The following is a 24,384-nucleotide window of genomic DNA, read 5'->3' as shown; positions in this document are numbered from 1 at the left end:
CATGCGCTCACTCAAAGTCCTGATTCTCGAAGACCATCCGTTCCAGCTCATGGCCCTGCACCAGATGCTCAATGCCAACGGCGTGTTCAACGTACTCACGGCCGACAGCGTTGAGGTCGCCCGCCAGTCGCTGGCGAGCAAGGGCCCGGTGGATATCGCCATCTGCGATTTGTATCTGGAGCATGGCGACTCACTGGGGCTGATCCGCGAAATGGCTGAACACGGCCAGGCCCAAGTGCTGGTCCTGTTGAGCGACGCCGATCCCGATGTACTGGATGGCGTGGCCAACATGGCGCGCCAGGCGGGGCTCAATGTGCTGGGGTGCATGCCCAAGCCGGCTTCCGCCACTGCCATCGGGCAAATGCTCGAGGCGTGCCGGCAGCGCTTGCGACCTAGCCCGCAGGCGTTGTCCTGGGATCGCGTACGCCAGATGCTGGGGGTGAGTGAGTTCGCAACCGAGCAACTGTGCGCCGAAGTCGGCGAGGCGGCCATCGAGCGCTACGCCAGTGTCTGCTACCAGCCCATCGTCAGCCAGGCCGGTGACCTGCAAGGCGTGGAGGCGTTGGCACGCTGGCAAGACCCGGAGCATGGCCAGTTGATGCCCAGTGAGTTTCTGCCGCTGCTGGAGTTGGCGGGGCTGGAGCAGGCGTTTACCTGGTACGTGCTGGAGCAGGTGTTGCAGCTTTGCGCCCAGGTGACCCGGGACACGGGTCGGGAGCTGCCAGTATCGGTCAACATTCCCGGGCGGCTGCTGGAGCAGGAGCACTTCGCGCTGACCCTGCAAGGGCTGCTGCAACGCTATGCGGTACCCGCGCGCAACCTCACCCTGGAACTGGTGGAAACCTCGCGGCTGAAGACCGACAGCGCCCATGTCACTGGGTTGCTGCGCCTGCGGATGATCGGCTGCAAGCTGTCCATTGGCGATTTCGGCATCGGCGGTACCAGCCTGCAGCGTTTGCTGGAGCTGCCCTTCACCGAGTTGAAGATTCCCCCGGCGTTTGCCAGCGGGATGGCGGGCGACGAGCGCAAATGCGCGGTGGTTGCCGGCGCCATGAGCATGGCCGGGCACCTGGGGGTCGGCGTGGTGGTGACCGGGATTGAAACCCCCGCCGACCGCGACGCGGTGCGCGCGCTGGGGTCGGCATGGCTACAGGGTTGCCTGATTGCCCATCCGATGAGCGCCCAGGTGCTGCAACACTGGCTGGCGCAATCTACCGCGATTGCCCTGTAGGCGCCGGCTTGCCGGCGATAGCGGTCGAAAATCCTGCGCAGGACTTCGGGTGGCAAACCTATGCCAACCCGTGTTCCTGCACGTAGATGAACAACGCGGCATCACTGATCAGCCCCAGCTTGCGCATGGCACTGACTTTCTGTGCGCTGACGGTCTGCTTGCTGCGATTGAGGTGCGCGGCAATCTCGCCCACGGTCTTGCCGCCTGCCAGCAAGCGGATCACTTCCAGTTCCCTGGGTGACAGCTGATGCTGCGAGTGCAGGCGATCAGCCCCCACTGCGCCTGCCAGGGCCAAGGCCTGTTGGATAGTGCGAGCCACATAGGGCCGCCGCTGGCGCACCTGGGCGATGGCCTCGGGGAGTTCATCGGCCAGGCTGGCCTTGCTCAACAGGCCCATGACCCCAAGCTCCAGGATCGAGTTGAACAGGCCGGCATTGTTGAGCATGGTCACCACCACCAGGGGCAGGTCGGGGTAATGCCGGCGCAGGTGCCCGATCAGGCGCAGGCCGTCGGCCTGGGGTTCGGCGGGCATCATGAAATCGGTGACCAGTACATCGCAGGGGCAGCGTTGCAGCAGGGCCGCGAGGGCCTGGGGCGAGTTGGCCTCACCGACGATGCGCACCTGCTCATCACGCTCCAGCACTGCCCGCAAACCGATCAGGAAAATCGGATGATCGTCGGCGATGACAATACGCAAGGGCTGTTCAGACGCGTCTCTCACGGTGGACTCCGGCAATAATCAGGAGATTCTAGCCTGTCAGCGGCTGTTTTCTCTCTGTCATATTTGCCATGCATGCTCGATTGACTCAGCCCAAAGGCGAACTTTGTGCTTTGGACGACGGTCATTTACCTGTAGGAGCGAGCTTGTTTCCGAGCGGCGTTCCTACAGTGGTTATTTCTTTTTCTCATGATTGAGTGGTGATCGAGATGGAAAGTATCAGCCTATTGCTCGGTGAAGCGCTGAGCCCTTATCAGGTCACGCTGACCACCTCGGGTGTACACGGCGAGTGCCTGGTGACGGTGAAGAGCCCGACGGGCGCTATCGTGGTTGAACGCGAGGTGGATCGCGGGCAATTGACCGACAAGCGCGCCCTGGTGGACGTGGTGGATTGCCTGCACCGCGACCTGAAAATCGCCGAAGGGCGCCTGGAACCCTCGGTGATCGCAGCCTTGCGCAACGCCGCCCAGACACGCATCACCGCCCAGGCATGAACAAAGTTTTATCTTTGGAAACTTCCTACAGGAAGGCGAGTCAGACGTTGTAACAGCAGGATCAAGCATTGTGCTCCGGTGCTTGTAGCTTGTTGTACTGGTCTTTGTAGGCCACGTTTAACCCCGAGTTGTCTCCCCACTGCTCGGGGTTTCTTTTTGCCAAAAATTTATCAAGGCGGCGGTGTTTCGCTGAAAAACCGCGGGTTGTCCCTGAGGTATTGCTCACGCATCAGCGGGTCCAGCCTGTTGGCGTAGGACTCAAGCAGCGCTGCCTGGGGAATATTCTGCAACTCGCGGTTGATATGGCTGATGGCCTGGCGTCCCAGCGCGGTGTTCGAGCAACCGATATGGATCCGCTGATAACGCGGCATGCCCTTGATCGGATAGAACACCAGGTCCTGGGAATCCATGCCTTGTTGCGTGGCCTGGTAGCGGATTTCCGTCCAGTAGCCCAACACCGCTTCCAGCCGCCCCAGGCGTTGCATCTGCAGCAAACTGCCCAGTGCATCGTTGCCGTAGTGGGGGGTCAGCTCCAGTGGATCAGCGTGGATCAACTGTTCGTCAATCCCGGGTCCATAGCTACGCTCGGCGACAATCCCAAGACGTGTCTGCTGCGCACCAAGAAACCGCGCCAGATCGAATTTGCCGTCAACCACATAGCTTGCCAGGGCGTCCTGTCGGTTACGGCGAATCGCGATGCCATTGCTCAACACGGCAAATGCCGGTGTGGAAAAGACAATGTTCTTGGCCCGCGCGGGTGTCCATACCAGCGAGGGATCGCAGGTGAAGGAGGGCGCATTGAGCATTTGGATGCCACGGGCGCGATTGACGTGCAGGATCTGGTGGCGATATTGCGGCAGGCGCTCGATCAATAACGGCAGCATTTTATCAATGCTGCCCTGATCCTTTTGCGGGCCGTCGAAGATAGTCATCGGCGGCAGGTCGCGCACCAGCCAGGTCAACGTTTCCTGTGCCTGGCTCGATAGCGGCAGCGCCACGAGCAGCGGGGCGGTGAGCCATAGGCGCCGCAGCGCCCTGATGAAACGGGCGGCCATTATCTTGAACGTGCTCCGAGCTGCATCAGATCGCGCCCTCCTTGCGCAAATGGGCCACGGCGTTGCTGTCGTAACCCAGGGCTTGCAGAATCACGGCATTGTGCTCACCCAGCTGTGGCCCGACCCACTCACAACTGCCAGGGGTGTCCGACAGCTTGGGCACGATGCCGGGCATCTTGAAATCCTTGCCGTCGGGCAGTTGGGCCTTGAGGAACATTTCCCGGGCCAGGTATTGCGGGTCGCCCAGCATATCTTCGGCGCTGTAGATCCGACTGGCCGGCACTTCGGCCAGGTTCAACTGCTCCACCACCTGCTCCAGTGACAAGCTGTTGACCCAGCGGTCGATCACGCCGTACAACTCGTCGCGCCGGCTATCGCGGCCATCGTTGCTGGCCAGTTGTGGGTCATTGGCCAGGTCCTCACGACCGACCGCCAGCATGAAGCGCTTGAAGATCGCATCGCCATTGGCGCCAATTTGCACGTGCTTGCCATCGGCGGTGGTATGGATCGATGACGGGGTAATGCCCGGCATGATGTTGCCGGTGCGCTCGCGGATAAACCCGAACACATCGAACTCCGGGATCATGCTTTCCATCATCGCGAAGATGGCTTCATACAACGCTACATCCACCACTTGGCCCAGGCCGCCGTTGATCTCGCGATGCCGCAAGGCCATCAGTGCACCAATCACCGCCCACAGCGCGGCGATGGAGTCGCCAATGGAAATCCCGGTGCGTACCGGCGGGCGGTCCTCGAAACCGGTGATGTAGCGCAGGCCACCCATGGACTCACCGACCGCGCCGAAGCCCGGTTGATCCTTCATCGGCCCGGTCTGGCCAAAACCCGAGAGCCGGACCATCACCAGCTTGGGGTTCAGGGCGTGCAGGGTGTCCCAATCCAGGCCGAGTTTTTCGAGGACGCCGGGGCGGAAGTTCTCGATCAGGATGTCGGCGTCTGCCAGCAGTTGCTTGAGGATCGCCAGGCCGTCCGGATGCTTGAGGTTCAGGGTCAGGGACTTTTTATTGCGTGCCTGCACGAACCACCACAGCGAGGTGCCTTCATACAGCTTGCGCCATTTGCGCAGCGGGTCGCCGCCGTCAGGGGATTCGACCTTGATCACGTCGGCCCCGAACTCGGCGCAGATGCGCGAGGCGAACGGGCCGGCGATCAGTGTGCCCAGTTCGATGACTTTCAGGCCGGCAAGCGGTTTGGCGGTAAACGACATGAGGTTCCTTACAAGCGCAGGCAGGTGTGTATTGCCTTTTAACATAGGCGAGCGCCCCAGGGATAAGGATCATGCAGCGCAGGATTCGTTGAATGACCCCGCCATCGGTTAGACTGGCCGCCTTTTCCTGTCTCTAGAAGTCCGTTCATGGCCCAGCCGTCCACGACCTACAAGTTTGAACTCAACCTGACCGACCTCGATCGTTCGGTGTACGAGAGCGTCAAGCAAACCATCGCCCGTCACCCGTCGGAAACCGAAGAGCGCATGACCGTGCGTCTGCTGGCCTACGCCCTTTGGTACAGCGAGCAGTTGTCGTTTGGTCGCGGACTGTCAGATGTAGACGAACCAGCGCTGTGGGAAAAAAGCCTGGATGATCGGGTCCTGCACTGGATCGAAGTCGGCCAGCCCGATGCCGACCGCCTGACCTGGTGTTCGCGTCGCACCGAACGTACCAGCCTGCTGGCCTACGGCAGCCTGCGGGTGTGGGAAGGCAAGGTGGTGCCGGTGGCCAACAACCTGAAAAACGTACATATCGCCGCCGTGCCCCAGGAAATCCTGGAAATCCTGGCCAAGGACATGCCACGGGTGATCAAGTGGGATGTGATGATCAGCGAAGGCACGATCTTCGTCACCGATGACCGCGGCCAGCACGAAGTGCAACTGCAGTGGCTGGTCGGCGAACGCGGCTGATGATGTAGAGCCGGGCTCGTGTGGGAGCGGGCTTGCCCGCGATAGCGGTGGATCAGTTAAAGATAAGCCGACTGACATATCGCAATCGCGGGCAAGCCCGCTCCCACATTTGATGTTCGTCGTTCCTGGTAGTTTTTTTTAACCGTTGTATTGCACAGAAGCCCCCATCACCCCATGCGTATCGATCCCCGCCCATTGCCCGCTGTCCTGCCGTTCCTCGGTGAATTGCCACCGTTGCTGACCCGTCTCTACGCCGCCCGTGGCGTGACCTCGCAGGATGAGCTGGATAAGAGCCTGGCGCGGTTGATTCCGTATCAGCAGCTCAAAGGGATCGATGCCGCCGTGGACTTGCTGGTGACGGCCCTGGAACAGCGCCAGCGGATCCTGATCGTCGGCGACTTCGATGCCGATGGCGCCACAGCCAGTACCGTGGGCACCCTCGGCCTGCGCTTGCTCGGGGCCGCCCATGTCGATTACCTGGTGCCCAACCGCTTCGAATATGGCTATGGCCTGACCCCGGAAATCGTCGCCGTGGCCTTGCAGCGCGAGCCGCAGTTGCTGATCACCGTGGACAACGGCATCTCCAGTGTCGAAGGCGTGGCGGCGGCGAAGGCGGCGGGGCTCAAGGTGCTGGTCACCGACCACCACTTGCCCGGCGATGAACTGCCGGCGGCCGATGCCATCGTCAACCCGAACCAACCCGGCTGCTCGTTCCCCAGCAAGGCCCTGGCCGGCGTGGGGGTGATTTTCTACGTGTTGATGGCCTTGCGCGCGCGTTTGCGCAGCCTGGGTTGGTACGACAAACAGCCACAGCCCAATATCGGCGAGTTGCTCGACCTGGTGGCCCTGGGCAGTGTGGCCGACGTGGTACCGCTGGATGCCAACAACCGCATCCTGGTCTACCAGGGCCTGGAACGGATCCGCGCCGGGCGTGCGCGGCCGGGCATCAAGGCGATCCTCGAAGTGGCCAAGCGCGACGCTGCGCGTATCACCTCCACCGACCTGGGCTTTATTCTCGGCCCGCGGCTCAACGCGGCCGGGCGCCTGGATGACATGAGCCTGGGCATCGAATGCCTGCTCACCAGCGACTTCGCCCAGGCCCGGGAAATGGCCGCGCAACTGGATGGCATGAACCAGGACCGCAAGGCCATCGAGCAGGGCATGCAGCGCGAAGCCCTGGCCCAGCTCAAGGACTTGCCGGTGGAGTCGATGCCATTCGGCCTGTGCCTGTTCGACCCGGAGTGGCACCAGGGGGTCATCGGGATCCTCGCCTCGCGTATGAAAGAACGCTATTTCCGCCCGACCATTGCCTTTGCCGATGCCGGTGATGGCCTGCTCAAGGGTTCTGGGCGTTCGGTGCCGGGGTTCCACATCCGCGACGCGCTGGCGGTGGTGGCCAGCCAGCATCCGAACCTGATCGCCAAATACGGCGGCCACGCCATGGCGGCGGGCCTGACCTTGCCTGAAGCGAACTTCCCGCTGTTCGCCGAAGCCTTCGACGCCGAAGTGCGCCGGCAACTGCGTGAAGAAGACCTCACCGGGCGCCTGTTGTCCGATGGCACCCTGGCCGTGGAGGAATTCCACCTGGAATTGGCCCGCGCCCTGCGCAATGCCGGGCCCTGGGGCCAGCATTTTCCCGAGCCGTTGTTTCACGGGGTATTTCAACTGGTGGAGCAACGGGTGGTGGGCGAGCGTCACCTCAAGGTGGTGCTCAAGAGTGAGTGTGGCGCGGTGAAACTCGATGGCATCGCCTTTGGCATTGACCGCGAAGTGTGGCCCAACCCGACCATTCGCTGGGTGGAGCTGGCCTACAAGCTGGACGTCAACGAATTCCGCGGCCAGGAAACCGTGCAATTGATGATTGCCCACATCGAACCGCGCTGAACCCTGTGCAATCCCCGGTTGTCGACTAGTCTCTAAGCACTGTGTGATTGGTCTTGTGACCTTGTCTGTTTTTTAGCCCGAAGGGGACGGGCCTTTCATCTTTTCGTCACGCGCACCGGTCAGACAGAACCCTGGAGCCAATGCCCACCGGATACGAGAAGAGGTGCCCCATGAGTCTGTTGCTTGAACCCTATACCCTGCGCCAATTGACCCTGCTCAACCGCATTGCCGTCTCGCCGATGTGCCAGTACTCCGCCGTCGATGGCCTGGCCAATGACTGGCACCTGGTGCACCTGGGCAGCCGCGCTGTAGGCGGCGCTGGTCTGATTTTCAGCGAAGCCACCGCCGTGACCGCTGATGGCCGCATCACCGCCCAGGACCTGGGCCTGTGGAATGATGCCCAGATTGAACCGTTGCAGCGCATCACCCGCTTTATCAGCGCCCAAGGCGCGGTGGCAGGCATTCAACTGGCCCACGCCGGGCGCAAGGCCAGCACCCACCGGCCGTGGATCGGCAAGCATGGCAGCGTCAAGCCCGAAGATGGCGGCTGGGTGCCGGTAGGCCCGTCCCCCATCGCCTTCGACCCACAGCACACCGCGCCACGGCAATTGGATGAAGGGCAAATCCGACAGGTGATTGGCGATTTTGTGGCCGCCGCCAAGCGCGCCCTGACCGCCGGTTTCAAAGTGGTGGAAATCCACGCCGCCCATGGATATCTGCTGCATCAGTTTCTGTCGCCCCTGAGCAATCAGCGCCAGGATCAATATGGCGGCTCCTTTGAAAACCGTATTCGCCTGGTGTTGCAAGTCACCGAAGCGGTGCGTGAGGTGTGGCCACAAGAGCTGCCGTTGTTTGTGCGCGTATCAGCCACCGACTGGGTGGAAGACGGCTGGAACCCGGATGAAACCGTGGAACTGGCCCGTCGCCTGAAAGACCTGGGCGTGGACCTGATCGACGTATCCTCCGGTGGCACTGCGGCCAACGCAGAAATCCCTACGGGGCCCGGTTATCAAACGCGCTTTGCCGAGCGTGTGCGCAAGGAGTCCGGCATGGCCACGGGCACGGTGGGCATGATTACCGAGCCGGCCCAGGCCGAACATATTCTGCGCACCTGCCAGGCCGATATCATCTTCCTTGCCCGTGAACTGCTGCGTGATCCGTATTGGCCGCTGCACGCCGATGACGATCTGGGCGGGCGCAAGGCGATCTGGCCGGCGCAATACCAGCGGGCGACCCACCGCGACCAGCCGATTCATGAGTCTGACTTGCGCGACTGATTGTTTACATTTGGCACCCAGACCCACCGCTGATCACGGTGGGTTTGTGCCTGTCGCCGGGGAGTGACGATCCTGGGGTTTATTGGCTGCGCCGCCAGTTCGGCCAGGCCAGTCGCGTCGCGGCGCGCAACAACCACTCGAACGGCCCATAGGGATGGCGGCGTAGCCAGTGCGCGCTCAGCCACATTTGCAGGATAAAAATCGCCGCCGCCATGGGCAACAGCAGCCAGGGTTCGACCTGGTTGATCCAGCCAGCGCCGTAGCCTGTGAACAACAGCCCGAGCAGCATCGATTGCATGAGGTAATTGCTCAAGGCCATCTTGCCCAGCGGCGCCAGGCGCGCGCACAGCCTGGCGCCGGCGGTGGTGTTGAACAGCGCCAGCATCAATAGGCAATAGGCAGCTGTCAGCAGTGGTGCCGTCAGTTGGCCGAGGCCGAAGGCAAAGGTTTCCAGGCCGCCGCCTGGTTTGTAAGCGGCGGTCAGGGCGTAGACCAGCGCTCCGAGCAGGCCCAGTGGGGCAGTGATTAGCAGCAGGCGCCGGGCACGGGGATCCCAGGCCTGTGGCGACGCCAGCCACTGCTGTCGCCCGGCGGCGTAGCCGAACAGGAACATCGCCAGCGCGCTGGGGCCCTGCAATAGCCATAACGCAGGCACCGTGGCCCACACCTCCCGACTATGAAATTGCAAGGTCTGCAGGGCACCGGCGGAAAACGCCGCGAGTTTTGCCTGGCCTTCGCCATGACCCGTGCCGACCCATTCACCTCCCAGCCCCTGCAACACACCCAGCACCATCCACAGTGCACAGGCGACCACCACCAGGCCGATTGCCCACCGCCGGGCGCGGGCCGCTGACAGGTTGCGGGCGGCCAGCAGCACCAGGCCCAGCAGGGCATAAGTCGAGAGAATCTCCCCGTAGTACAACAGGGCTCCATGGACCAGGCCCAATGCTAGCAGTGCCAGTTGCCGGCGCAGCATGCGCGGGACGAACGCGGCCTTGGCACGCTCGGCGGCGGCCATTTGCAGGGTGAAGCTGTAGCCGAACAGGAAGGAAAACAGCAGGTAGAACTTGGTCTCGAACAACAATGCCACCAGCAACCGCACCCCGTGATCGAGCACGCTGGCGTAGGCCGGATTGCTGGTCGTCGAGGCGTAGAAGGGGTCGGCAAAGGCCCAGATATTGACGCTGAGAATGCCGAACAAGGCAAACCCACGCAGCGCATCGACCTGGACCAGGCGCGCATTGGCCGCTGCTGACATGTTCAACGCCCCTGCAGCAGGTGAACCACCAGGCCCTGCAGGACCGTGGTCTGCTGCTCGGGGTGGAAGTCCGGGTCGGCGGCCACGCGGGCGAACATGCCATCGATCAAGGCGGCCAGCCAGTTGGCCGCGTCGGGCACGCTCAATGCGGTGTGCAATTGCCCGGCCTGGTCGGCGGCCCTTACCAGTGCTTCCAGGCCGTCACGCAAGGAACGGTCATTGGCCTTTACCAACCGCGCCACGGCTTCGTCGCGATGACCCAGGGCCGAGATCTCCAGCGCCAGGCCAGCATAGTGGCGGTCGCAGGCCAATTGGCAGACCTGATCAAGGAAAGCCAGCAACTGCGCCATTGGATCAGCCGCCTTGGCCAGCGGCGCCATGGCCTGTTGGATCTCGGCACCTTCGCGGGCCACCAGCGCCAGCAACACCTCGTGCTTGCTGGCGAAATAGTGGAACAGATTGCCCGCGCTCATACCGGCCCGGGCGCAGATATCAGCGGTGCGCGTGGCGACAAAACCAGCCTCGGCAAAACACTGGGACGCGGCATCCAACAGGGCCATGCGTTTGCTTTCGCGTTGTTGGGGATCACTGGTGCGCATGCCGGCCTCATTGATTAATTGAGTAGTCAGTCAATTTATGAGGCGTAAGAATTTTCCGCAAGCTTTTTGCTTCAATCGAATTATTTAAGTGAATACTCTAAAAAAATCTCACAGGTGCCAGGATAGTTTCTACGCTTGAAGTAAGGCGGCTTCTGGCCCAGGAAGTCAGTCTGTTTGCTCGCTGAGGCATTGCACTTCGCGGACAGGGTTATGGGCATTAGGAGTTGTTGTTTATTACACGGAGAAACATTCCATGGCCAAGTCCATTGGTGTAACAGGGGTTCTGGTGCTTTTTTTCAGCCGCAGGCTGTCGTTGCATGGCCGTCGGTTGAGCTCGGATGAGGCACAACTGCTGGAGCAATACCGCGCCTTGACCGAAAACGATCAAGTTGCAATGCGCTACTTGATTGGCGCGATGAAAAGCATTTCACGCTTTTGACCCGGCCACGGCGTTCCCACGCACTCAGTGCGTGGGAACGTTTGGCATCAGCTGTACTTGCGTTTGTCCGGTGCAGGTGGGAAGTACTGGTACAACCAGGTTTCACTCAAGGTCCGGTCATTGGTGCGAATGAACAGGCGCATTTCCACCGGCTCCACGCTGTCGCTGGTCGGGTACCAGTCGAAGAGGATGCGGTAGCCCTCGATGTCATCGAGCACCAGCACACTGAAATCTTTCACTTCGCCATGGGAGCAGGTCACCACTGGCTCGATGCCGGTGCCTGCGGGCAGACGGTCCAGACCACCACCCTTGAAATCCACGGCAAAACGGCGGGCCCAGACCGGCGGGTAGTGCTCGCCCGGTGCCCAGCCTTCGGTGAAACCGCCCATGCCGGAACGGGTGGCATTGACCTGGGCCAGCGGCGTACTGACCGGGGGCAGGGCGCTCCAGTAGAGCTTGTAGCCAAAGTTCAGGGAGTCGCCGGCGGCCACCGGTTTCTTTGGGGTCCAGAAGGCGACGATGTTGTCCATGGTCTCGCCGGTGGTAGGGATTTCCAGCAGGTCGACAGAGCCTTCGCCCCACGCAGTGGTCGGTTCTACCCACAGGCTCGGGCGCTTGCTGTACCAGTCGACAGTGTCCTGGTAGCTGGCGAATTCATGGTCGGTCTGTACCAGGCCAAAACCTTTCGGGTCTTTATCGGCGAAGGCATTGAATTGCAGCTTGGCCGGGTTGTTCAGCGGGCGGCAGATCCACTCGCCGTTGCCGCGCCACATCGCCAGGCGGTCGGAATCGTGGATCTGCGGGTGAATGGTGTCGCACATGCGTCGCTCATGGGTGCCGCAGCTGAACATGCTGGTCATGGGCGCGATGCCCATCTGCTGGATCGCGGTCCGCGCGTTGATATGGGCGTCGATGGCCATCACCACCTGGGTGGCCTGGCAATCGATGTCGAAGCGGTAGGCGCCAGTGGCGCTCGGTGAGTCGAGCAGGGCGTAGACCACGAAACGGGTGCTGTCCTTGTCCGGCGTCTCGAACCAGAACTGGGTGAAATCGGGAAACTCTTCGCGTTTGCTGGCGTAGGTATCGATGGCCAGGCCGCGTGCCGAAAGACCGTACTGGCCGGTGTTATCCACCGCACGGAAATAGCTGGCGCCGAGGAAAGACACTACATCGTGGCGGTCCAGTTCCGGAGCCTTGAACAGCTTGAACCCGGAAAAGCCCAGGTCGCCCTTGAGCTGCTGGGTATCGACCGTGGTTTTTTCATAGTTGAACAGCGATGGACGGAAATGCACCTCCCGCGCCTGACGGGTCTTGGGGTCGACACTGTGCATGCGCACCGGGGTCTTGAAGCCCATGCCGACGTGGAAAAACTGCACGTCCAGCTGGCCTTTGAGGTCTTTCCACAACGAATGATTGGCGTCGTAGCCAATGGCATTGAAATTCTGCGGGGTCATGGTCGCCAAGGTCGGCGGCAGCACCTGGCGCGTGTCCTGATACTGTTTGCCAGCCAGTTGCTTGGCTTGCAGCTTGAGCCAATCGAAGTCGAACGCCTTGGCGTCGCCATCGGCTGCACGATTCCCGGCCCAGGCCTGAGCGGCGAGCAGGCCACTGGCCGACAGTCCGGTGTAGGCCGCGATGGCCATGGACGCTTTGAGCAAATTCCTGCGGTGCATAAATACAACCTGTGGTGAGCAATCCCGTGCCGTTCCTGGCGCGTGCTGGATCAGAAATAACGGTTCGGACATGCCTTCGGCCAAACGCAACGGACAGTAAACAGATGCCAGATAGCTTAAGGGGTTCGGTAGGCAAGGAAAATTGATTGATAGCGGGATGATGGCGTTGTATGTGAAACAAGACGTGTCAGCAGGGGGCCTGTAGAGGAGTACATATTCGTTTGCTGCGGTAACGGCGGCTATTGGTTCCGCCCTTACGGCGGGTCACTTTGGAAAAGAGCCCCAAAGTAACCAAAGGGCTCTTGCCCCACCACTCGGTGCCTCGCCTAGGCTCGGCATGCCCGTAATCCGACATTGATTTGGGGGGCCGCCGCGATGGGCCATCCATGGCCCAGCGCGGCTAAACCGGCGTCCTGCCGGTTTACCCCCCAAATCAATATCGGATGACGGCCAGCGTGGTTTAACGGGGCGCCTAAGATCAAAATCACAAGCAGAGCGAGGCGGCCTGACAGCCGACCTGATCGTCGAAGCGTGCGCGTACCCCTTGTGGGAGCTGGCTTGCCTGCGATAGCGGTCGATCAGTCAATATATTTATCGGCTGATACACCGCTATCGCAGGCAAGCCAGCTCCCACAGGAGAATGCAGCTCCGCGCTCTGGCGCTGCTGTTGCTGTTGCTTTTGATCTGGCTTTTGATCTTAGGCGCCCCGTCAAACCACGATGGCCGCAGGCAGGTATTGCGCAGTGGGCACCCCGGCAGGATGCCGGGGTAGCCGCGACACGGCCATGGATGGCCGATCGCGGCGGGCCCACGGAGCAATGCCTGACTGCGGGCATGCCGAGCCTAGGCGAGGCACCGAGTGGTCATGTACGGGACAACCACATGGGTTACAAAAAAGTGCATTCACATAGGTGACACTTTGATTGAGACATAACCGTTCTTTGCATCTCTCGCATTCACATGGCCCAAGATCACCGGACCGAAGATTACATTCCATACCCCATCACCAATCATCTCCATTCCGATGGTCTGGTGACGAAGTAAATTGCCGATATAAACCCGCATGCCTCCTCGATTGATGATTCCGCTACTGTCGGCCAGGTAACTCTCAATATGGCTCGCATAGGTCATTTCCGGTAGCTTCTCCGGGTACATTCGAGTTGAAGGCGTATAGCAAGCGGCAGGCGTTTTCTGGCCAAGCGCCTCGTGCCCACGCTCGTAATTATAGTGCTGCAGGAAGCGATCAAAGTGGCGCTGCTGGGCTTCCCAGGCAATTGCCGACGGGTGAGGTAACGTGCTTTTCAGCGTTCGGTGCATACGCTCATGCCGCCCATTCTGATCTGGGCGACCTGGCTCGATCCGCTCAGGAATGATCCCAAGTCTCATCCACCAGATCGACAGCTGTGACAACCCCGCTCGACTGGTGCTGGCAAACGGTATGCCGTTGTCGGTACGAATGCGCTCTGGCAGGCCGTATTCGCGAAAAACCCTTTCGAAGGTTTGCTGGGTTTCCTTCAGATTGGTGCTGCTCATGCTCTGGCACGCCAGCAAAAACCGGCTGGCATGATCCATGATCGTCAGCGGATAACACCAAATCCCTGCTCCGGTCAGGTATTGGCCTTTGTAATCAGCGCTGAATAACTGGTTGGGATTTTCTGCCTTGCGTAAAGGCTTGGGATACACAGCCACCCGTCGGCGCAATGGCTTGGGGGTAATCAAATCAGCTGCCTTGAGAATGTTGTAAATGGTCGTCTTCGAGGGCGGATCCTGATCTGGGAAACGCTGGATGAGACTATTCTGAATCTTTTTCGGGCCGGGAATCGTCTCGCCACTTAAGCGAAATTCAACGATTGCCTGTTTCACAGCCAAGGGCACCACGTAGGTTTGGTTGTGGCGGCAGCGGCTACGCTCATCAAGCCCACTCGGGCCCTCTGCCTCGTAACGCCTGATCCACTTATACCCAGTCTTGCGGCTGACCTCATAGTCCCGGCACAGCTGGCTAAGGCTGTGCTTCTGGGACAGGTAATCGGCAATGAACAGTACTTTAAGGTCCATAGGTTTCAGCTCTTTCCAGGGCATGGTCAGATCCTCGCGAAATCGACCCTGCCAGTTAAAAACTGTTACCTATGTGCGTGAACTGATTTGTAACCCATGTGGGTGAGTCATACCGGCAAGAGCCCTTTGGTTACTTTGGGGCTTTTCCAAAGTGACCCGCCGTAAGGGCGGAACCCATAGCCGCCGTTACCGCAGCAACGGATATGTACCCAACCCCAACCCCAACCCCAGTTGAGTTACATCTGGAAGCACTCTATATCCAGGATTATTGGCACTTAGTTTTACGCTGACAGCCTATTAAACCTATGAACCCAAGTTTCTGGAGGCTATGAATGAATACCCGTGGATTGCTTGATCAGTTGCTCAAGTCCGGCCAGGACATGCTGCAAAAAAAGGCGGGCGGTCAACGTAAAGGCGATGACAAAGGCGCACTGGGCGGCCTGCTCGGCGGTGGTGGGCTCGGCAGTCTGTTGGGCGGCGCGGGTGGCGGGGCGTTGGCCGCCGGGGCCATGGGCCTGCTGCTGGGCAACAAAAAAGCCCGCAATTTTGGCGGTAAAGCCCTCACCTATGGCGGTCTCGCAGCACTAGGCGTAATTGCCTACAAGGCCTACGGCAACTGGCAGGCACAACAGGCCGGCGCACCTAAAGGCGAACCACAGACCCTCGACCGCTTGCCTCCGGCCCAGGTCGAGCTGCACAGCCAGGCAATTCTCAAGGCCCTGGTGGCCGCGGCCAAGGCCGATGGTCATGTGGACGAGCGCGAGCGCACCTTGATCGAAGGTGAGTTCGTCAAGCTCGACAACGACCAGGAGCTGCAACACTGGCTGCATGCCGAGCTCAACAAACCCCTGGACCCTGCCGATGTAGCCCGCGCCGCCAGCACCCCGGAAATGGCCGCCGAAATGTACATCGCCAGCGTCATGCTGGTGGACGAGGAAAACTTCATGGAGAAGTCCTACCTCGACGAACTGGCCCGCCAGCTCAAGTTGGAACCGGGGCTTAAGACGGAACTGGAAAAACAGGTACGCCAAGCCACGCTCTGACCCGCCCCGCACAAAAACACACCCCGCAGCCGGACAGGTTGCGGGGTGTTTTTGTATTCCTTGAGACTTGGGCCACAACCCATTGATAAATGATGGCACGGCCTCAGCTATACTCCCCGGCATTTGATCGGCCCTCGAGGAAATACTGTGAAGAACTGGACCTTGCGCCAACGCATATTGGCGAGCTTTGCGGTCATTATCGCCATCATGCTGCTGATGGTTGTGGTCTCGTATTCACGGTTGCTGAAGATCGAAACGAGTGAAAACTCGGTGCGCGACGACGCCGTGCCGGGGGTGTTTTTCAGCTCGATGATCCGCAGCGCCTGGGTCGACAGCTACCTGCAGACCCAGGAATTGATCGGTTTGCGCGAGCACCAGGGCATTTCCGATGCTGACCGCCAGGATTACAAGACGTTCGAGGCGCGCCTTGAGCAGCATATGGCCAGTTACGCCAAGACCATCAATGTCGACCAGGATCGTACCGAGTTCGACACCTTCGAAACCCTGCACCAGAAGTACAACCAGGTGCTGGCCCAGGTGCTGGAACTGCACCTGGCCAACAAGGAGGCCGAGGCCGTCAAGATGTTCGACGAGCAACTGACCCCGGCCTGGACCGCAGGCCGTATGAAGCTCAACGACATCATCAACGAGAACAAAAAAGTTGCGGATGACGCCACCGCCGCCATCGATGGCGCCGTGGCCGCGGCGAAAATCAGCATGGGCGTTTCGCTGCTCCTCGCGATCCTCGCCGCTGCCCTGTGCGGGCTGTTGCTGATGCGCGCGATCATGGCGCCGATGAAGCGCATCGTCGATATCCTCGAAACCATGCGTACCGGCGATCTGAGCAAGCGCCTGAACCTGGACCGCAAGGACGAGTTCGGTGCCGTCGAGACCGGCTTCAACGACATGATGACCGAGCTCACCGCCCTGGTCTCCCAGGCCCAGCGGTCGTCGGTGCAGGTCACCACGTCGGTGACCGAGATTGCCGCCACCTCCAAGCAGCAACAGGCCACCGCCACTGAAACCGCCGCCACCACCACCGAAATCGGTGCCACTTCGCGGGAAATCGCGGCCACGTCCAAGGACCTGGTGCGCACCATGACCGAAGTGTCCACCGCTGCCGACCAGGCCTCGGTGGCCGCCGGTTCCGGCCAGCAAGGCCTGGCCCGCATGGAAGAAACCATGCACTCGGTGATGGGCGCCGCCGATCTGGTGAACGCCAAGCTGGCGATCCTCAATGAGAAGGCCGGCAACATCAACCAGGTGGTGGTGACGATCGTCAAGGTGGCCGACCAGACCAACCTGCTGTCCCTCAATGCCGCCATCGAGGCCGAGAAAGCCGGTGAGTACGGACGCGGCTTTGCCGTGGTGGCCACCGAAGTACGGCGCCTGGCAGACCAGACCGCCGTGGCCACCTACGATATCGAGCAGATGGTGCGCGAGATCCAGTCCGCCGTATCGGCTGGGGTAATGGGCATGGATAAGTTCTCCGAAGAAGTGCGTCGCGGCATGTTCGAAGTGCAGCAAGTGGGCGAGCAACTGTCGCAGATCATCCACCAAGTCCAGGCCTTGGCGCCGCGGGTGCTGATGGTCAACGAGGGCATGCAGGCCCAGGCCACGGGTGCCGAGCAGATCAACCATGCGCTGGTGCAGTTGGGCGACGCCAGCAGCCAGACCGTGGAGTCCCTGCGCCAGGCCAGCTTTGCCATTGATGAATTGAGCCAGGTTGCGGTGGGTTTGCGCAGCGGCGTGTCGCGTTTCAAAGTCTGATGAGTGATCCAGCGGCGAAACGCGGCGTGGCGGCGGCAGCCAAAAAAGCCTTGTTCCTGGTGTTTCATATCGGCAGCGAGCGCTACGCCCTCAAGGCCACGGAAGTGGCCGAGGTGTTGCCGCGCCTGCCGCTCAAGCCCATCGCCCATGCGCCGGTGTGGGTCGCCGGGATCTTTGCCCATCGCGGCAACATGGTGCCGGTGATCGACCTCAGCGCCCTGACCTTTGGTACGCCGGCCCAGGCCCGCACCAGCACACGGCTGGTACTGGTCAACTATCGTCCAGAGGCTTGGCTGGAGTCGCGCTGGCTGGGGCTGATCCTCGAACAGGCGACTGACACCCTGCGCTGCGATCCGGCGGATTTCCAACCCTATGGCCTGGACAATCGCCAAGCGCCGTACCTGGGGCCGGTGCGCGAAGACGAACAGGGCCTGACACAGTGGATCGGCGTCGCCGACCTGCTCACCGCCGAGGTCCGCGCCTTGCTGTTTGCCCCCGACCTGACTGTTGGGGAGGCGTGATGAGCAATGACCAACGCTTTTTCGACTTCCTCAAGGAGCGAATCGGCCTGGATGTCGCCTCGGTGGGCGAGGCGATTATCGAGCGCGCCGTGCGCCAGCGCAGCCAGGCGTTGCAGGGGCTGAGTGCCGATCAATACTGGCAGCGCCTGCAAACCAGCGGCGATGAACAACAGGCGCTGATCGAAGCGGTCATCGTCCCCGAGACCTGGTTTTTTCGTTATCCCGAATCCTTTGCCACCCTGGCGCGGCTGGCGGTGGCGCGGCTGGGCGAGATCAAGCACATGCGCGCCTTGCGCATCCTCAGCCTGCCGTGCTCCACCGGTGAAGAGCCTTATTCCATCGCCATGGCCCTGCTCGATGCGGGCCTTTCGCCTCACCAGTTCAAGGTGCAAGGCATGGACGTCAGCCCGCTCTCGGTGGAGCGGGCGCGACGTGGGGTGTATGGCAAGAATTCTTTCCGTGGCCAGGACATCGAATTCCGTGAGCGGCATTTCAGCGCCGAAGAGGATGGCTACCGTGTCTGCGACCGGGTGCGTGAACAGGTGCGTCTGCAGGTGGGTAACCTGCTCGATCCGCAGTTGTTGGCCAACGAGCCCACCTATGATTTTGTGTTCTGCCGCAACCTGCTGATCTACTTCGACCAGCCGACCCAGAAGCAGGTATTTGAAGTGCTCAAGGGCCTGACCCATGTCGACGGCGTGCTGTTTATCGGCCCGGCCGAAGGCAGCCTGCTGGGACGCCTGGGCATGCGCTCGATTGGTGTGCCGCAGTCATTTGCCTTCAGCCGTCATGCCGAAGCGGTACCCGATCCGGTCTACGTCCCCGTACCGCCTGCGGTGCCCCAGCGCAGCGCCGCGCCGATTCCGAGCAAGCCCCGACCCTTCAGCGCATTCGCGGCGCCGGTGGTGCCGATCAAGCCTGCACCCGTGCACTCGGATGCGGCGCAGCTGCTCGGTCAGATCGCGACCCTGGCCAATGAAGGCAAAAGCCTTGAGGCCCGCGCTGCCTGCGAGCGTTACCTGCAAAACCATCCACCGGCGGCCCAGGTCTTCTACTGGCTGGGCCTGCTCAGTGACGTGGCGGGTAGCGCCCTCGAAGCCCAGGGGTATTATCGAAAAGCCTTGTACCTGGAACCCCAGCATCCGCAGGCCTTGATGCACCTGGCCGCGCTGCTCGAATCCCAGGGCGATACGGCGGGGGCGCGGCGCTTGCAAGCCCGTGCTGCCCGCAGCGAGCGAGCCGCTGACAGTGAGCGTAAACGATGAGTAGCTCTGCATCCCCGGATACCGACCTGGACCTGACGGTTGCCGATACCCAGGCTATCGATGATTGCTGGAACCGCATTGGGATCCACGGCGACAAGTCCTGCCCGTTGCTGGCCGAGCATATCCACTGCCGCAATTGCGCGGTGTATTCCGCAGCCGCCACCCGCCTGCTGGATCGTTATGCCTTGGCGCAGCAAGACCATCGTCATGCCGTCGCCGCGCAGGCCGATGATGAGGTTGCCACCCGTTCATTGCTGATGTTCCGCTTGGGCGAGGAGTGGCTGGGCATCGCCACCCGTTGCCTGGTGGAAGTAGCGCCCCTGCAGCCGATCCATTCCTTGCCCCACCAGCGCTCCCGGGCGCTGCTCGGGGTCGCCAATGTGCGCGGTGCGCTGGTGGCCTGCCTGTCCCTGGTGGAGCTGTTGGGGCTCGACAGCACCGCCGGCGGCCCCAGCGGTGGGCGGATCATGCCGCGCATGTTGATCATCGCCGCGCAGGATGGCCCGGTGGTGGTGCCGGTGGACGAAGTGGATGGCATCCACGCCATTGATGAGCGCACCCTCAAAGCGGCATCTGCGTCCGGCACCCAGGCCAGTGCGCGCTATACCCAGGGTGTGTTGCAGTTCAAAGGCCGCAGCCTGCGCTGGCTGGACGAGGCGCAACTGCTGTCTGCCGTGACCCGGAGCCTGTCATGACCCCCGACCAGATGCGCGACGCCTCGCTGCTGGAACTGTTCAGCCTGGAAGCCGATGCCCAGACCCAGGTGCTCAGCGCCGGCTTGCTGGCCCTGGAGCGCAACCCGACCCAGGCCGACCAGCTTGAAGCCTGCATGCGCGCGGCGCATTCGCTCAAGGGCGCGGCGCGGATTGTCGGGGTCGACGCCGGCGTCAGCGTTGCCCACGTGATGGAAGATTGCCTGGTCAGCGCCCAGGAAAGCCGCTTGTACCTGCAACCCGAACATATCGACGCGTTGTTGCAGGGCACTGACCTGCTGATGCGCATTGCCACACCGGGCAATACCGTGGGCCCGGCCGATATCGAGGGGTATGTGGCGCTGATGGAGCGCTTGCTGGACCCCTCGCAACCCACGGCCAAAGTGGTTGCGCCGCCGCCCGCGCCGGAGCTGCTTGCGCAGCCGCTGCCGTCCCTTGAAGAATCGCTGCTGTTGCCCCCGGAACCAGAGGCCGCGCCGCCCCTGGGCAGTGAAGCGCCGCGCCAGAATAAGCGCATGACCGAAGGCGGCGAACGGGTCTTGCGGGTCACGGCCGAGCGCTTGAACAGCCTGTTGGACCTGTCCAGCAAGTCCCTGGTGGAAACCCAGCGACTCAAGCCGTACCTGTCCAGCCTGCAACGCCTCAAACGCATTCAAAGCAACGGCGCCCGGGCCCTGGACAACCTCGATGGCCAACTCAAGACCCTCGACCTGAGCCTTGAAGCCCAGGAAGCCCTGGGCGATGCCCGCCGCCTGCTGGGCGAAGCGCAGTTGCTGCTGGCAGAAAAAACCGCCGAGCTCGATGAGTTCGGCTGGCAGGCCGGCCAGCGTGCCCAGGTGCTGTATGACACGGCGCTGGCGTGTCGCATGCGGCCGTTTGCCGATGTACTGGCGGGGCAGGTGCGCATGGTGCGTGACCTGGGCCGCAGCCTGGGCAAGCAGGTGCGTCTGGAAATCGAAGGCGAAAAGACCCAGGTGGACCGCGATGTCCTGGAAAAACTTGAAGCGCCGCTGACCCATTTGCTGCGCAATGCCGTCGATCACGGCATCGAAATGCCCGAGCAGCGCCTGCTGGCGGGCAAGCCGGCCGAGGGCCTGATCCGCCTGCGCGCCTCGCACCAGGCTGGCCTGCTGGTGCTGGAATTGAGCGATGACGGCAACGGCGTCGATCTGGAGCGCCTGCGCGCCAGTATTGTCGAGCGCAATCTGTCGCCGCTGGAAACGGCCTTGCGCCTGAGCGAAGAGGAATTGCTGACCTTCCTGTTCTTGCCGGGCTTCAGCCTGCGCGACAAGGTCACTGAGGTCTCCGGGCGCGGCGTTGGCCTGGATGCGGTGCAGCACATGGTCCGCCAATTGCGCGGCGCGGTGGTGCTGGAGCAGACGGCGGGGCAGGGCAGCCGCTTTCATCTGGAAGTGCCGTTGACCCTGTCGGTGGTGCGCAGCCTGGTGGTGGAAGTCGGCGAAGAAGCCTACGCCTTCCCCCTGGCCCATATCGAACGCATGTGCGACCTGGAGCCCGACGAAATCGTGCAACTGGAAGGCCGCCAGCATTTCTGGCACGAGGGCCGGCATGTCGGCCTGGTCGCGGCCAGCCAGCTGTTGCAGCGCCCGCCCGGGCAGACCAGCCAGGACACCCTCAAGGTTGTGGTGATCCGTGAGCGCGAAGCGGTGTACGGGATTGCCGTGGAACGCTTTATCGGCGAGCGCACCCTGGTGGTGTTGCCGCTGGATGATCGCCTGGGCAAGGTGCAGGACATTTCTGCCGGCGCGCTGCTCGATGACGGTTCGGTGGTGTTGATCGTCGATGTCGAGGACATGCTGCGCTCGGTGGACAAGTTGCTCAACACCGGCCGCCTGGAGCGCATTGCCCGACGCGCCCAGCAAACCGTCGAGGCTGCGCGCAAGCGCATCCTGGTGGTGGATGACTCACTCACCGTGCGCGAACTGCAGCGCAAGCTATTACTTAACCGTGGATATGACGTGGCGGTCGCCGTCGATGGTATGGATGGCTGGAATGCTCTGCGCTCCGAAGACTTCGACCTGCTGATCACTGACATTGATATGCCCCGCATGGACGGTATTGAATTGGTCACACTGTTGCGCCGTGACACTCGCCTGCAGTCGCTGCCGGTGATGGTGGTGTCTTATAAGGATCGCGAAGAAGACCGGCGTCGTGGCCTGGATGCCGGCGCCGACTATTACCTGGCCAAGGCCAGCTTCCATGATGACGCCCTGCTTGATGCGGTGGTGGAACTGATTGGAGGGGCACGCGCATGAAGATCGCCATCGTCAATGACATGCCCCTGGCGGTCGAGGCATTGCGCCGGGCCTTGAGCCTCGAACCGGCCCATGAGGTGGTGTGGGTCGCCACTAACGGCCTGGAAGCCGTGCAGCGCTGCGCCGAGTTGACCCCGGACCTGATCCTGATGGACCTGATCATGCCGGTGATGGATGGGGTCGAGGCGACCCGGCAAATCATGGCCGAGACGCCATGCGCTATCGTTATCGTTACGGTGGATCGCCAGCAGAATGTCAGCCGCGTCTTCGAAGCCATGGGCCATGGCGCCCTGGATGTGGTGGACACCCCGGCGCTGGGGGTTGGCGATGCCAAGGAGGCGGCCGCGCCCTTGTTGCGCAAAATCCTCAATATTGGCTGGCTGATCGGCCAGCGCGGCAGCCGGGTGCGTGCGGAACCGGTGCCCGCACGGGGTACCGGCAAGCGCCAGAGCCTGGTGGCGATCGGCTCTTCGGCAGGCGGTCCGGCCGCGCTGGAAATCCTGCTCAAGGGCTTGCCTCGGGACTTTGCGGCAGCCATTGTGCTGGTGCAGCATGTGGACCAGGTATTCGCCGCCGGCATGGCCGAGTGGCTGAGCAGTGCCTCGGGCCTGCCGGTGCGCCTGGCGCGTGAGGGGGAGCCCCCGCAGAGTGGCGTGGTGTTGCTGGCCGGCACCAATCATCATATCCGGCTGCTGAAAAACGGCACGCTGGCCTACACGGCGGAGCCCGTGAACGAAATTTATCGGCCGTCCATCGACGTGTTTTTCGAGAGCGTCGCCAGCCATTGGAACGGCGATGCCGTCGGCGTCTTGCTGACCGGCATGGGACGTGACGGAGCCCAGGGACTCAAATTGATGCGTCAGCAGGGCTATCTGACCATCGCTCAGGATCAGCAGAGCTGTGCAGTTTACGGCATGCCCAAAGCGGCAGCGGCGATTGATGCCGCTGTTGAGATTCGCCCATTGGACAGAATTGCGCCACGATTGCTGGAGGTATTCGCAAAATGACCGATATAACTCGCTGTCCTGGCCTGCACGTAGTAACTCAGGTGACCGCAAATGAATGATTTACAGCTCGACGACTTCAAGACCGACGAAAACGCCGCCATGGTGTTGCTGGTGGACGACCAGGCGATGATCGGCGAAGCCGTGCGGCGCGGTCTGGCCCATGAGGACAATATCGACTTCCACTTTTGTGCCGACCCCCACCAGGCGATCTCCCAGGCGATCCGCATCAAGCCGACAGTGATCCTCCAGGACCTGGTCATGCCCGGGCTGGACGGCCTGACCCTGGTGCGCGAATACCGCAACCACCCGGCGACCCAGAACATTCCGATCATCGTGCTCTCCACCAAGGAAGACCCGCTGATCAAGAGCGCCGCGTTTGCCGCCGGGGCCAATGACTACCTGGTGAAACTGCCGGACAACATCGAGCTGGTGGCGCGTATCCGCTACCACTCGCGCTCCTACATGACCCTGCTGCAGCGGGATGCGGCCTATCGCGCGCTGCGGGTCAGCCAGCAACAGTTGCTGGACACCAACCTGGTCCTGCAACGCTTGATGAACTCCGATGGCTTGACCGGGCTGTCCAACCGCCGGCATTTCGACGAGTACCTGGAACTGGAATGGCGGCGTGCCATGCGTGACCAGACCCAGCTGTCGTTGCTGATGATCGACGTGGATTTCTTCAAGACCTACAACGACAGCTTCGGGCATCTGGAAGGTGATGAAGCGTTGCGCAAGGTGGCAGCGACTATCCGCGATGCCAGCAGCCGTCCTTCGGACCTGCCGGCGCGCTACGGGGGTGAGGAGTTTGCCCTGGTGCTGCCCAATACTTCGCCGGGTGGCGCGCGGTTGGTGGCCGAGAAACTGCGCCAGGCCGTTGCCGCGCTGAAGATCCCGCACATCGCACCTTCTGACGGGGCAAGCCTGACCATCAGTATTGGCCTGGCGACCATGACGCCGCTGCTGGGCACCGATTGCCGGCAGTTGATCTCGGCGGCGGACAAGGGGTTGTACCTGGCCAAGCATAACGGGCGCAACCAGGTGGGGATCGAATAACCCGCAGAACACCGCCAACCCAATGTGGGAGCTGGCTTGCCTGCGATGGCGTCGCCACGGTCTACTTGATACACCGAGGCGTCTGCATCGCAGGCAAGCCAGCTCCTACATTTGCTCTTTATCGGCCTGTGGATATCA

General features: G+C 61.8%; 21 protein-coding genes. 14 read left to right on the top strand and 7 right to left on the bottom strand.

What is annotated here, in order from left to right; translation table 11 throughout:
* Position 1: 1 nt before the first annotated feature.
* The gene (locus HKK57_RS04150; RefSeq protein WP_104911697.1) at positions 2-1,231 is read left to right on the top strand and encodes an EAL domain-containing response regulator; all 1,230 of its coding nucleotides are present in this window, start codon (positions 2-4) and stop codon (positions 1,229-1,231) included.
* Positions 1,232-1,289: 58 nt separating this feature from the next.
* Here HKK57_RS04150 and HKK57_RS04145 read toward each other — a convergent pair whose 3' ends face one another.
* Positions 1,290-1,952, bottom strand: coding sequence for a response regulator transcription factor (locus HKK57_RS04145; RefSeq protein WP_169389810.1), 663 nt, complete (start codon positions 1,950-1,952; stop codon positions 1,290-1,292).
* 206 nt (positions 1,953-2,158) lie between these two features.
* Between HKK57_RS04145 and HKK57_RS04140 the strand changes: the two genes are divergently transcribed.
* The gene (locus HKK57_RS04140) at positions 2,159-2,443 is read left to right on the top strand and encodes a DUF3509 domain-containing protein (RefSeq protein ID WP_029296291.1); all 285 of its coding nucleotides are present in this window, start codon (positions 2,159-2,161) and stop codon (positions 2,441-2,443) included.
* A 170-nt stretch (positions 2,444-2,613) separates the two neighbouring features.
* On the opposite strand, the gene HKK57_RS04135 is transcribed toward HKK57_RS04140, so the two are convergent.
* Positions 2,614-3,498: a TIGR02285 family protein gene (locus HKK57_RS04135; RefSeq protein ID WP_104911699.1), complete on the bottom strand. Its 885-nt coding sequence runs from the start codon at positions 3,496-3,498 to the stop codon at positions 2,614-2,616.
* Between the two features lie 25 nt (positions 3,499-3,523).
* A complete protein-coding gene (locus tag HKK57_RS04130; protein WP_070994763.1) occupies positions 3,524-4,723 on the bottom strand; it encodes a CaiB/BaiF CoA transferase family protein in 1,200 nt (399 codons plus the stop codon).
* A gap of 147 nt (positions 4,724-4,870) precedes the next feature.
* Here HKK57_RS04130 and HKK57_RS04125 point away from each other — a divergent pair, with 147 nt between their 5' ends.
* The 3 genes from HKK57_RS04125 to HKK57_RS04115 all read left to right on the top strand — a co-directional run bounded on the left by HKK57_RS04125 (position 4,871) and on the right by HKK57_RS04115 (position 8,574).
* A complete protein-coding gene (locus tag HKK57_RS04125; RefSeq protein ID WP_169389809.1) occupies positions 4,871-5,413 on the top strand; it encodes a YaeQ family protein in 543 nt (180 codons plus the stop codon).
* A 174-nt stretch (positions 5,414-5,587) separates the two neighbouring features.
* Positions 5,588-7,297 (top strand): single-stranded-DNA-specific exonuclease RecJ, encoded by a 1,710-nt coding sequence (recJ, locus tag HKK57_RS04120; protein WP_154906485.1) that lies wholly within the window; start codon positions 5,588-5,590, stop codon positions 7,295-7,297.
* Positions 7,298-7,467: 170 nt separating this feature from the next.
* Positions 7,468-8,574, top strand: a complete 1,107-nt coding sequence (locus HKK57_RS04115; RefSeq protein ID WP_029296302.1) for an NADH:flavin oxidoreductase/NADH oxidase — start codon at positions 7,468-7,470, stop codon at positions 8,572-8,574.
* Between the two features lie 79 nt (positions 8,575-8,653).
* Here the strand turns inward: HKK57_RS04115 and HKK57_RS04110 are convergent, their stop codons facing one another.
* Both HKK57_RS04110 and HKK57_RS04105 read right to left on the bottom strand, forming a co-directional pair.
* Positions 8,654-9,832: a DUF418 domain-containing protein gene (locus tag HKK57_RS04110; protein WP_169389808.1), complete on the bottom strand. Its 1,179-nt coding sequence runs from the start codon at positions 9,830-9,832 to the stop codon at positions 8,654-8,656.
* 2 nt (positions 9,833-9,834) lie between these two features.
* On the bottom strand, positions 9,835-10,431 hold the full coding sequence (locus tag HKK57_RS04105; protein ID WP_070994765.1) for a TetR/AcrR family transcriptional regulator: 597 nt from the start codon (positions 10,429-10,431) through the stop codon (positions 9,835-9,837).
* A gap of 253 nt (positions 10,432-10,684) precedes the next feature.
* Here HKK57_RS04105 and HKK57_RS04100 point away from each other — a divergent pair, with 253 nt between their 5' ends.
* On the top strand, positions 10,685-10,870 hold the full coding sequence (locus HKK57_RS04100; protein WP_029296308.1) for a hypothetical protein: 186 nt from the start codon (positions 10,685-10,687) through the stop codon (positions 10,868-10,870).
* A 47-nt stretch (positions 10,871-10,917) separates the two neighbouring features.
* Here the strand turns inward: HKK57_RS04100 and HKK57_RS04095 are convergent, their stop codons facing one another.
* Both HKK57_RS04095 and HKK57_RS04090 read right to left on the bottom strand, forming a co-directional pair.
* Positions 10,918-12,543 (bottom strand): glucan biosynthesis protein D, encoded by a 1,626-nt coding sequence (locus HKK57_RS04095; RefSeq protein WP_169389807.1) that lies wholly within the window; start codon positions 12,541-12,543, stop codon positions 10,918-10,920.
* Between the two features lie 903 nt (positions 12,544-13,446).
* Positions 13,447-14,622, bottom strand: a complete 1,176-nt coding sequence (locus tag HKK57_RS04090) for an integrase core domain-containing protein (protein WP_169389806.1) — start codon at positions 14,620-14,622, stop codon at positions 13,447-13,449.
* Between the two features lie 308 nt (positions 14,623-14,930).
* On the opposite strand from HKK57_RS04090, the gene HKK57_RS04085 reads away from it, so the two are divergent.
* The 8 genes from HKK57_RS04085 (at position 14,931) to HKK57_RS04050 (ending at position 24,246) form a co-directional block, all read left to right on the top strand.
* A complete protein-coding gene (locus tag HKK57_RS04085; protein WP_029300194.1) occupies positions 14,931-15,641 on the top strand; it encodes a tellurite resistance TerB family protein in 711 nt (236 codons plus the stop codon).
* 147 nt (positions 15,642-15,788) lie between these two features.
* On the top strand, positions 15,789-17,411 hold the full coding sequence (locus tag HKK57_RS04080) for a methyl-accepting chemotaxis protein (RefSeq protein ID WP_169389805.1): 1,623 nt from the start codon (positions 15,789-15,791) through the stop codon (positions 17,409-17,411).
* The gene (locus HKK57_RS04075; protein ID WP_169389804.1) at positions 17,411-17,932 is read left to right on the top strand and encodes a chemotaxis protein CheW; all 522 of its coding nucleotides are present in this window, start codon (positions 17,411-17,413) and stop codon (positions 17,930-17,932) included. The genes HKK57_RS04080 and HKK57_RS04075 overlap by 1 nt, the downstream gene beginning before the upstream one ends.
* Complete coding sequence (locus tag HKK57_RS04070; protein ID WP_029300187.1) at positions 17,932-19,197, top strand: CheR family methyltransferase; 1,266 nt, start codon at positions 17,932-17,934, stop codon at positions 19,195-19,197. The genes HKK57_RS04075 and HKK57_RS04070 overlap by 1 nt, the downstream gene beginning before the upstream one ends.
* A complete protein-coding gene (locus HKK57_RS04065) occupies positions 19,194-19,892 on the top strand; it encodes a chemotaxis protein CheW (RefSeq protein WP_029300185.1) in 699 nt (232 codons plus the stop codon). Before HKK57_RS04070 ends, HKK57_RS04065 begins: the two co-directional genes overlap by 4 nt.
* Positions 19,889-22,186: a hybrid sensor histidine kinase/response regulator gene (locus tag HKK57_RS04060; RefSeq protein WP_154906482.1), complete on the top strand. Its 2,298-nt coding sequence runs from the start codon at positions 19,889-19,891 to the stop codon at positions 22,184-22,186. The genes HKK57_RS04065 and HKK57_RS04060 overlap by 4 nt, the downstream gene beginning before the upstream one ends.
* Positions 22,183-23,193, top strand: a complete 1,011-nt coding sequence (locus tag HKK57_RS04055) for a chemotaxis response regulator protein-glutamate methylesterase (protein ID WP_029300181.1) — start codon at positions 22,183-22,185, stop codon at positions 23,191-23,193. The genes HKK57_RS04060 and HKK57_RS04055 overlap by 4 nt, the downstream gene beginning before the upstream one ends.
* A 51-nt stretch (positions 23,194-23,244) precedes the next feature.
* Complete coding sequence (locus tag HKK57_RS04050; RefSeq protein WP_029300179.1) at positions 23,245-24,246, top strand: diguanylate cyclase domain-containing protein; 1,002 nt, start codon at positions 23,245-23,247, stop codon at positions 24,244-24,246.
* The last annotated feature ends 138 nt before the right edge of the window (positions 24,247-24,384 follow it).

This window comes from Pseudomonas sp. ADAK21 (genome assembly GCF_012935735.1).
GTDB classification, from domain to species: Bacteria; Pseudomonadota; Gammaproteobacteria; order Pseudomonadales; family Pseudomonadaceae; genus Aquipseudomonas; species Aquipseudomonas proteolytica.
This window is presented reverse-complemented; position numbering and strand designations above follow the sequence as displayed.

What these genes read in the sequence shown, in the direction of transcription:
- HKK57_RS04150 (WP_104911697.1), top strand. Translation starts at nt 2, where the DNA reads ATGCGCTCACTCAAAGTCCTGATTCTCGAAGACCATCCGTTCCAGCTC.
- HKK57_RS04140 (WP_029296291.1), top strand. Translation starts at nt 2,159, where the DNA reads ATGGAAAGTATCAGCCTATTGCTCGGTGAAGCGCTGAGCCCTTATCAG.
- HKK57_RS04135 (WP_104911699.1), bottom strand. Translation starts at nt 3,498, where the DNA reads ATGGCCGCCCGTTTCATCAGGGCGCTGCGGCGCCTATGGCTCACCGCC.
- HKK57_RS04130 (WP_070994763.1), bottom strand. Translation starts at nt 4,723, where the DNA reads ATGTCGTTTACCGCCAAACCGCTTGCCGGCCTGAAAGTCATCGAACTG.
- HKK57_RS04125 (WP_169389809.1), top strand. Translation starts at nt 4,871, where the DNA reads ATGGCCCAGCCGTCCACGACCTACAAGTTTGAACTCAACCTGACCGAC.
- recJ (WP_154906485.1), top strand. Translation starts at nt 5,588, where the DNA reads ATGCGTATCGATCCCCGCCCATTGCCCGCTGTCCTGCCGTTCCTCGGT.
- HKK57_RS04115 (WP_029296302.1), top strand. Translation starts at nt 7,468, where the DNA reads ATGAGTCTGTTGCTTGAACCCTATACCCTGCGCCAATTGACCCTGCTC.
- HKK57_RS04110 (WP_169389808.1), bottom strand. Translation starts at nt 9,832, where the DNA reads ATGTCAGCAGCGGCCAATGCGCGCCTGGTCCAGGTCGATGCGCTGCGT.
- HKK57_RS04105 (WP_070994765.1), bottom strand. Translation starts at nt 10,431, where the DNA reads ATGCGCACCAGTGATCCCCAACAACGCGAAAGCAAACGCATGGCCCTG.
- HKK57_RS04100 (WP_029296308.1), top strand. Translation starts at nt 10,685, where the DNA reads ATGGCCAAGTCCATTGGTGTAACAGGGGTTCTGGTGCTTTTTTTCAGC.
- HKK57_RS04095 (WP_169389807.1), bottom strand. Translation starts at nt 12,543, where the DNA reads ATGCACCGCAGGAATTTGCTCAAAGCGTCCATGGCCATCGCGGCCTAC.
- HKK57_RS04090 (WP_169389806.1), bottom strand. Translation starts at nt 14,622, where the DNA reads ATGCCCTGGAAAGAGCTGAAACCTATGGACCTTAAAGTACTGTTCATT.
- HKK57_RS04085 (WP_029300194.1), top strand. Translation starts at nt 14,931, where the DNA reads ATGAATACCCGTGGATTGCTTGATCAGTTGCTCAAGTCCGGCCAGGAC.
- HKK57_RS04075 (WP_169389804.1), top strand. Translation starts at nt 17,411, where the DNA reads ATGAGTGATCCAGCGGCGAAACGCGGCGTGGCGGCGGCAGCCAAAAAA.
- HKK57_RS04070 (WP_029300187.1), top strand. Translation starts at nt 17,932, where the DNA reads ATGAGCAATGACCAACGCTTTTTCGACTTCCTCAAGGAGCGAATCGGC.
- HKK57_RS04065 (WP_029300185.1), top strand. Translation starts at nt 19,194, where the DNA reads ATGAGTAGCTCTGCATCCCCGGATACCGACCTGGACCTGACGGTTGCC.
- HKK57_RS04060 (WP_154906482.1), top strand. Translation starts at nt 19,889, where the DNA reads ATGACCCCCGACCAGATGCGCGACGCCTCGCTGCTGGAACTGTTCAGC.
- HKK57_RS04055 (WP_029300181.1), top strand. Translation starts at nt 22,183, where the DNA reads ATGAAGATCGCCATCGTCAATGACATGCCCCTGGCGGTCGAGGCATTG.
- HKK57_RS04050 (WP_029300179.1), top strand. Translation starts at nt 23,245, where the DNA reads ATGAATGATTTACAGCTCGACGACTTCAAGACCGACGAAAACGCCGCC.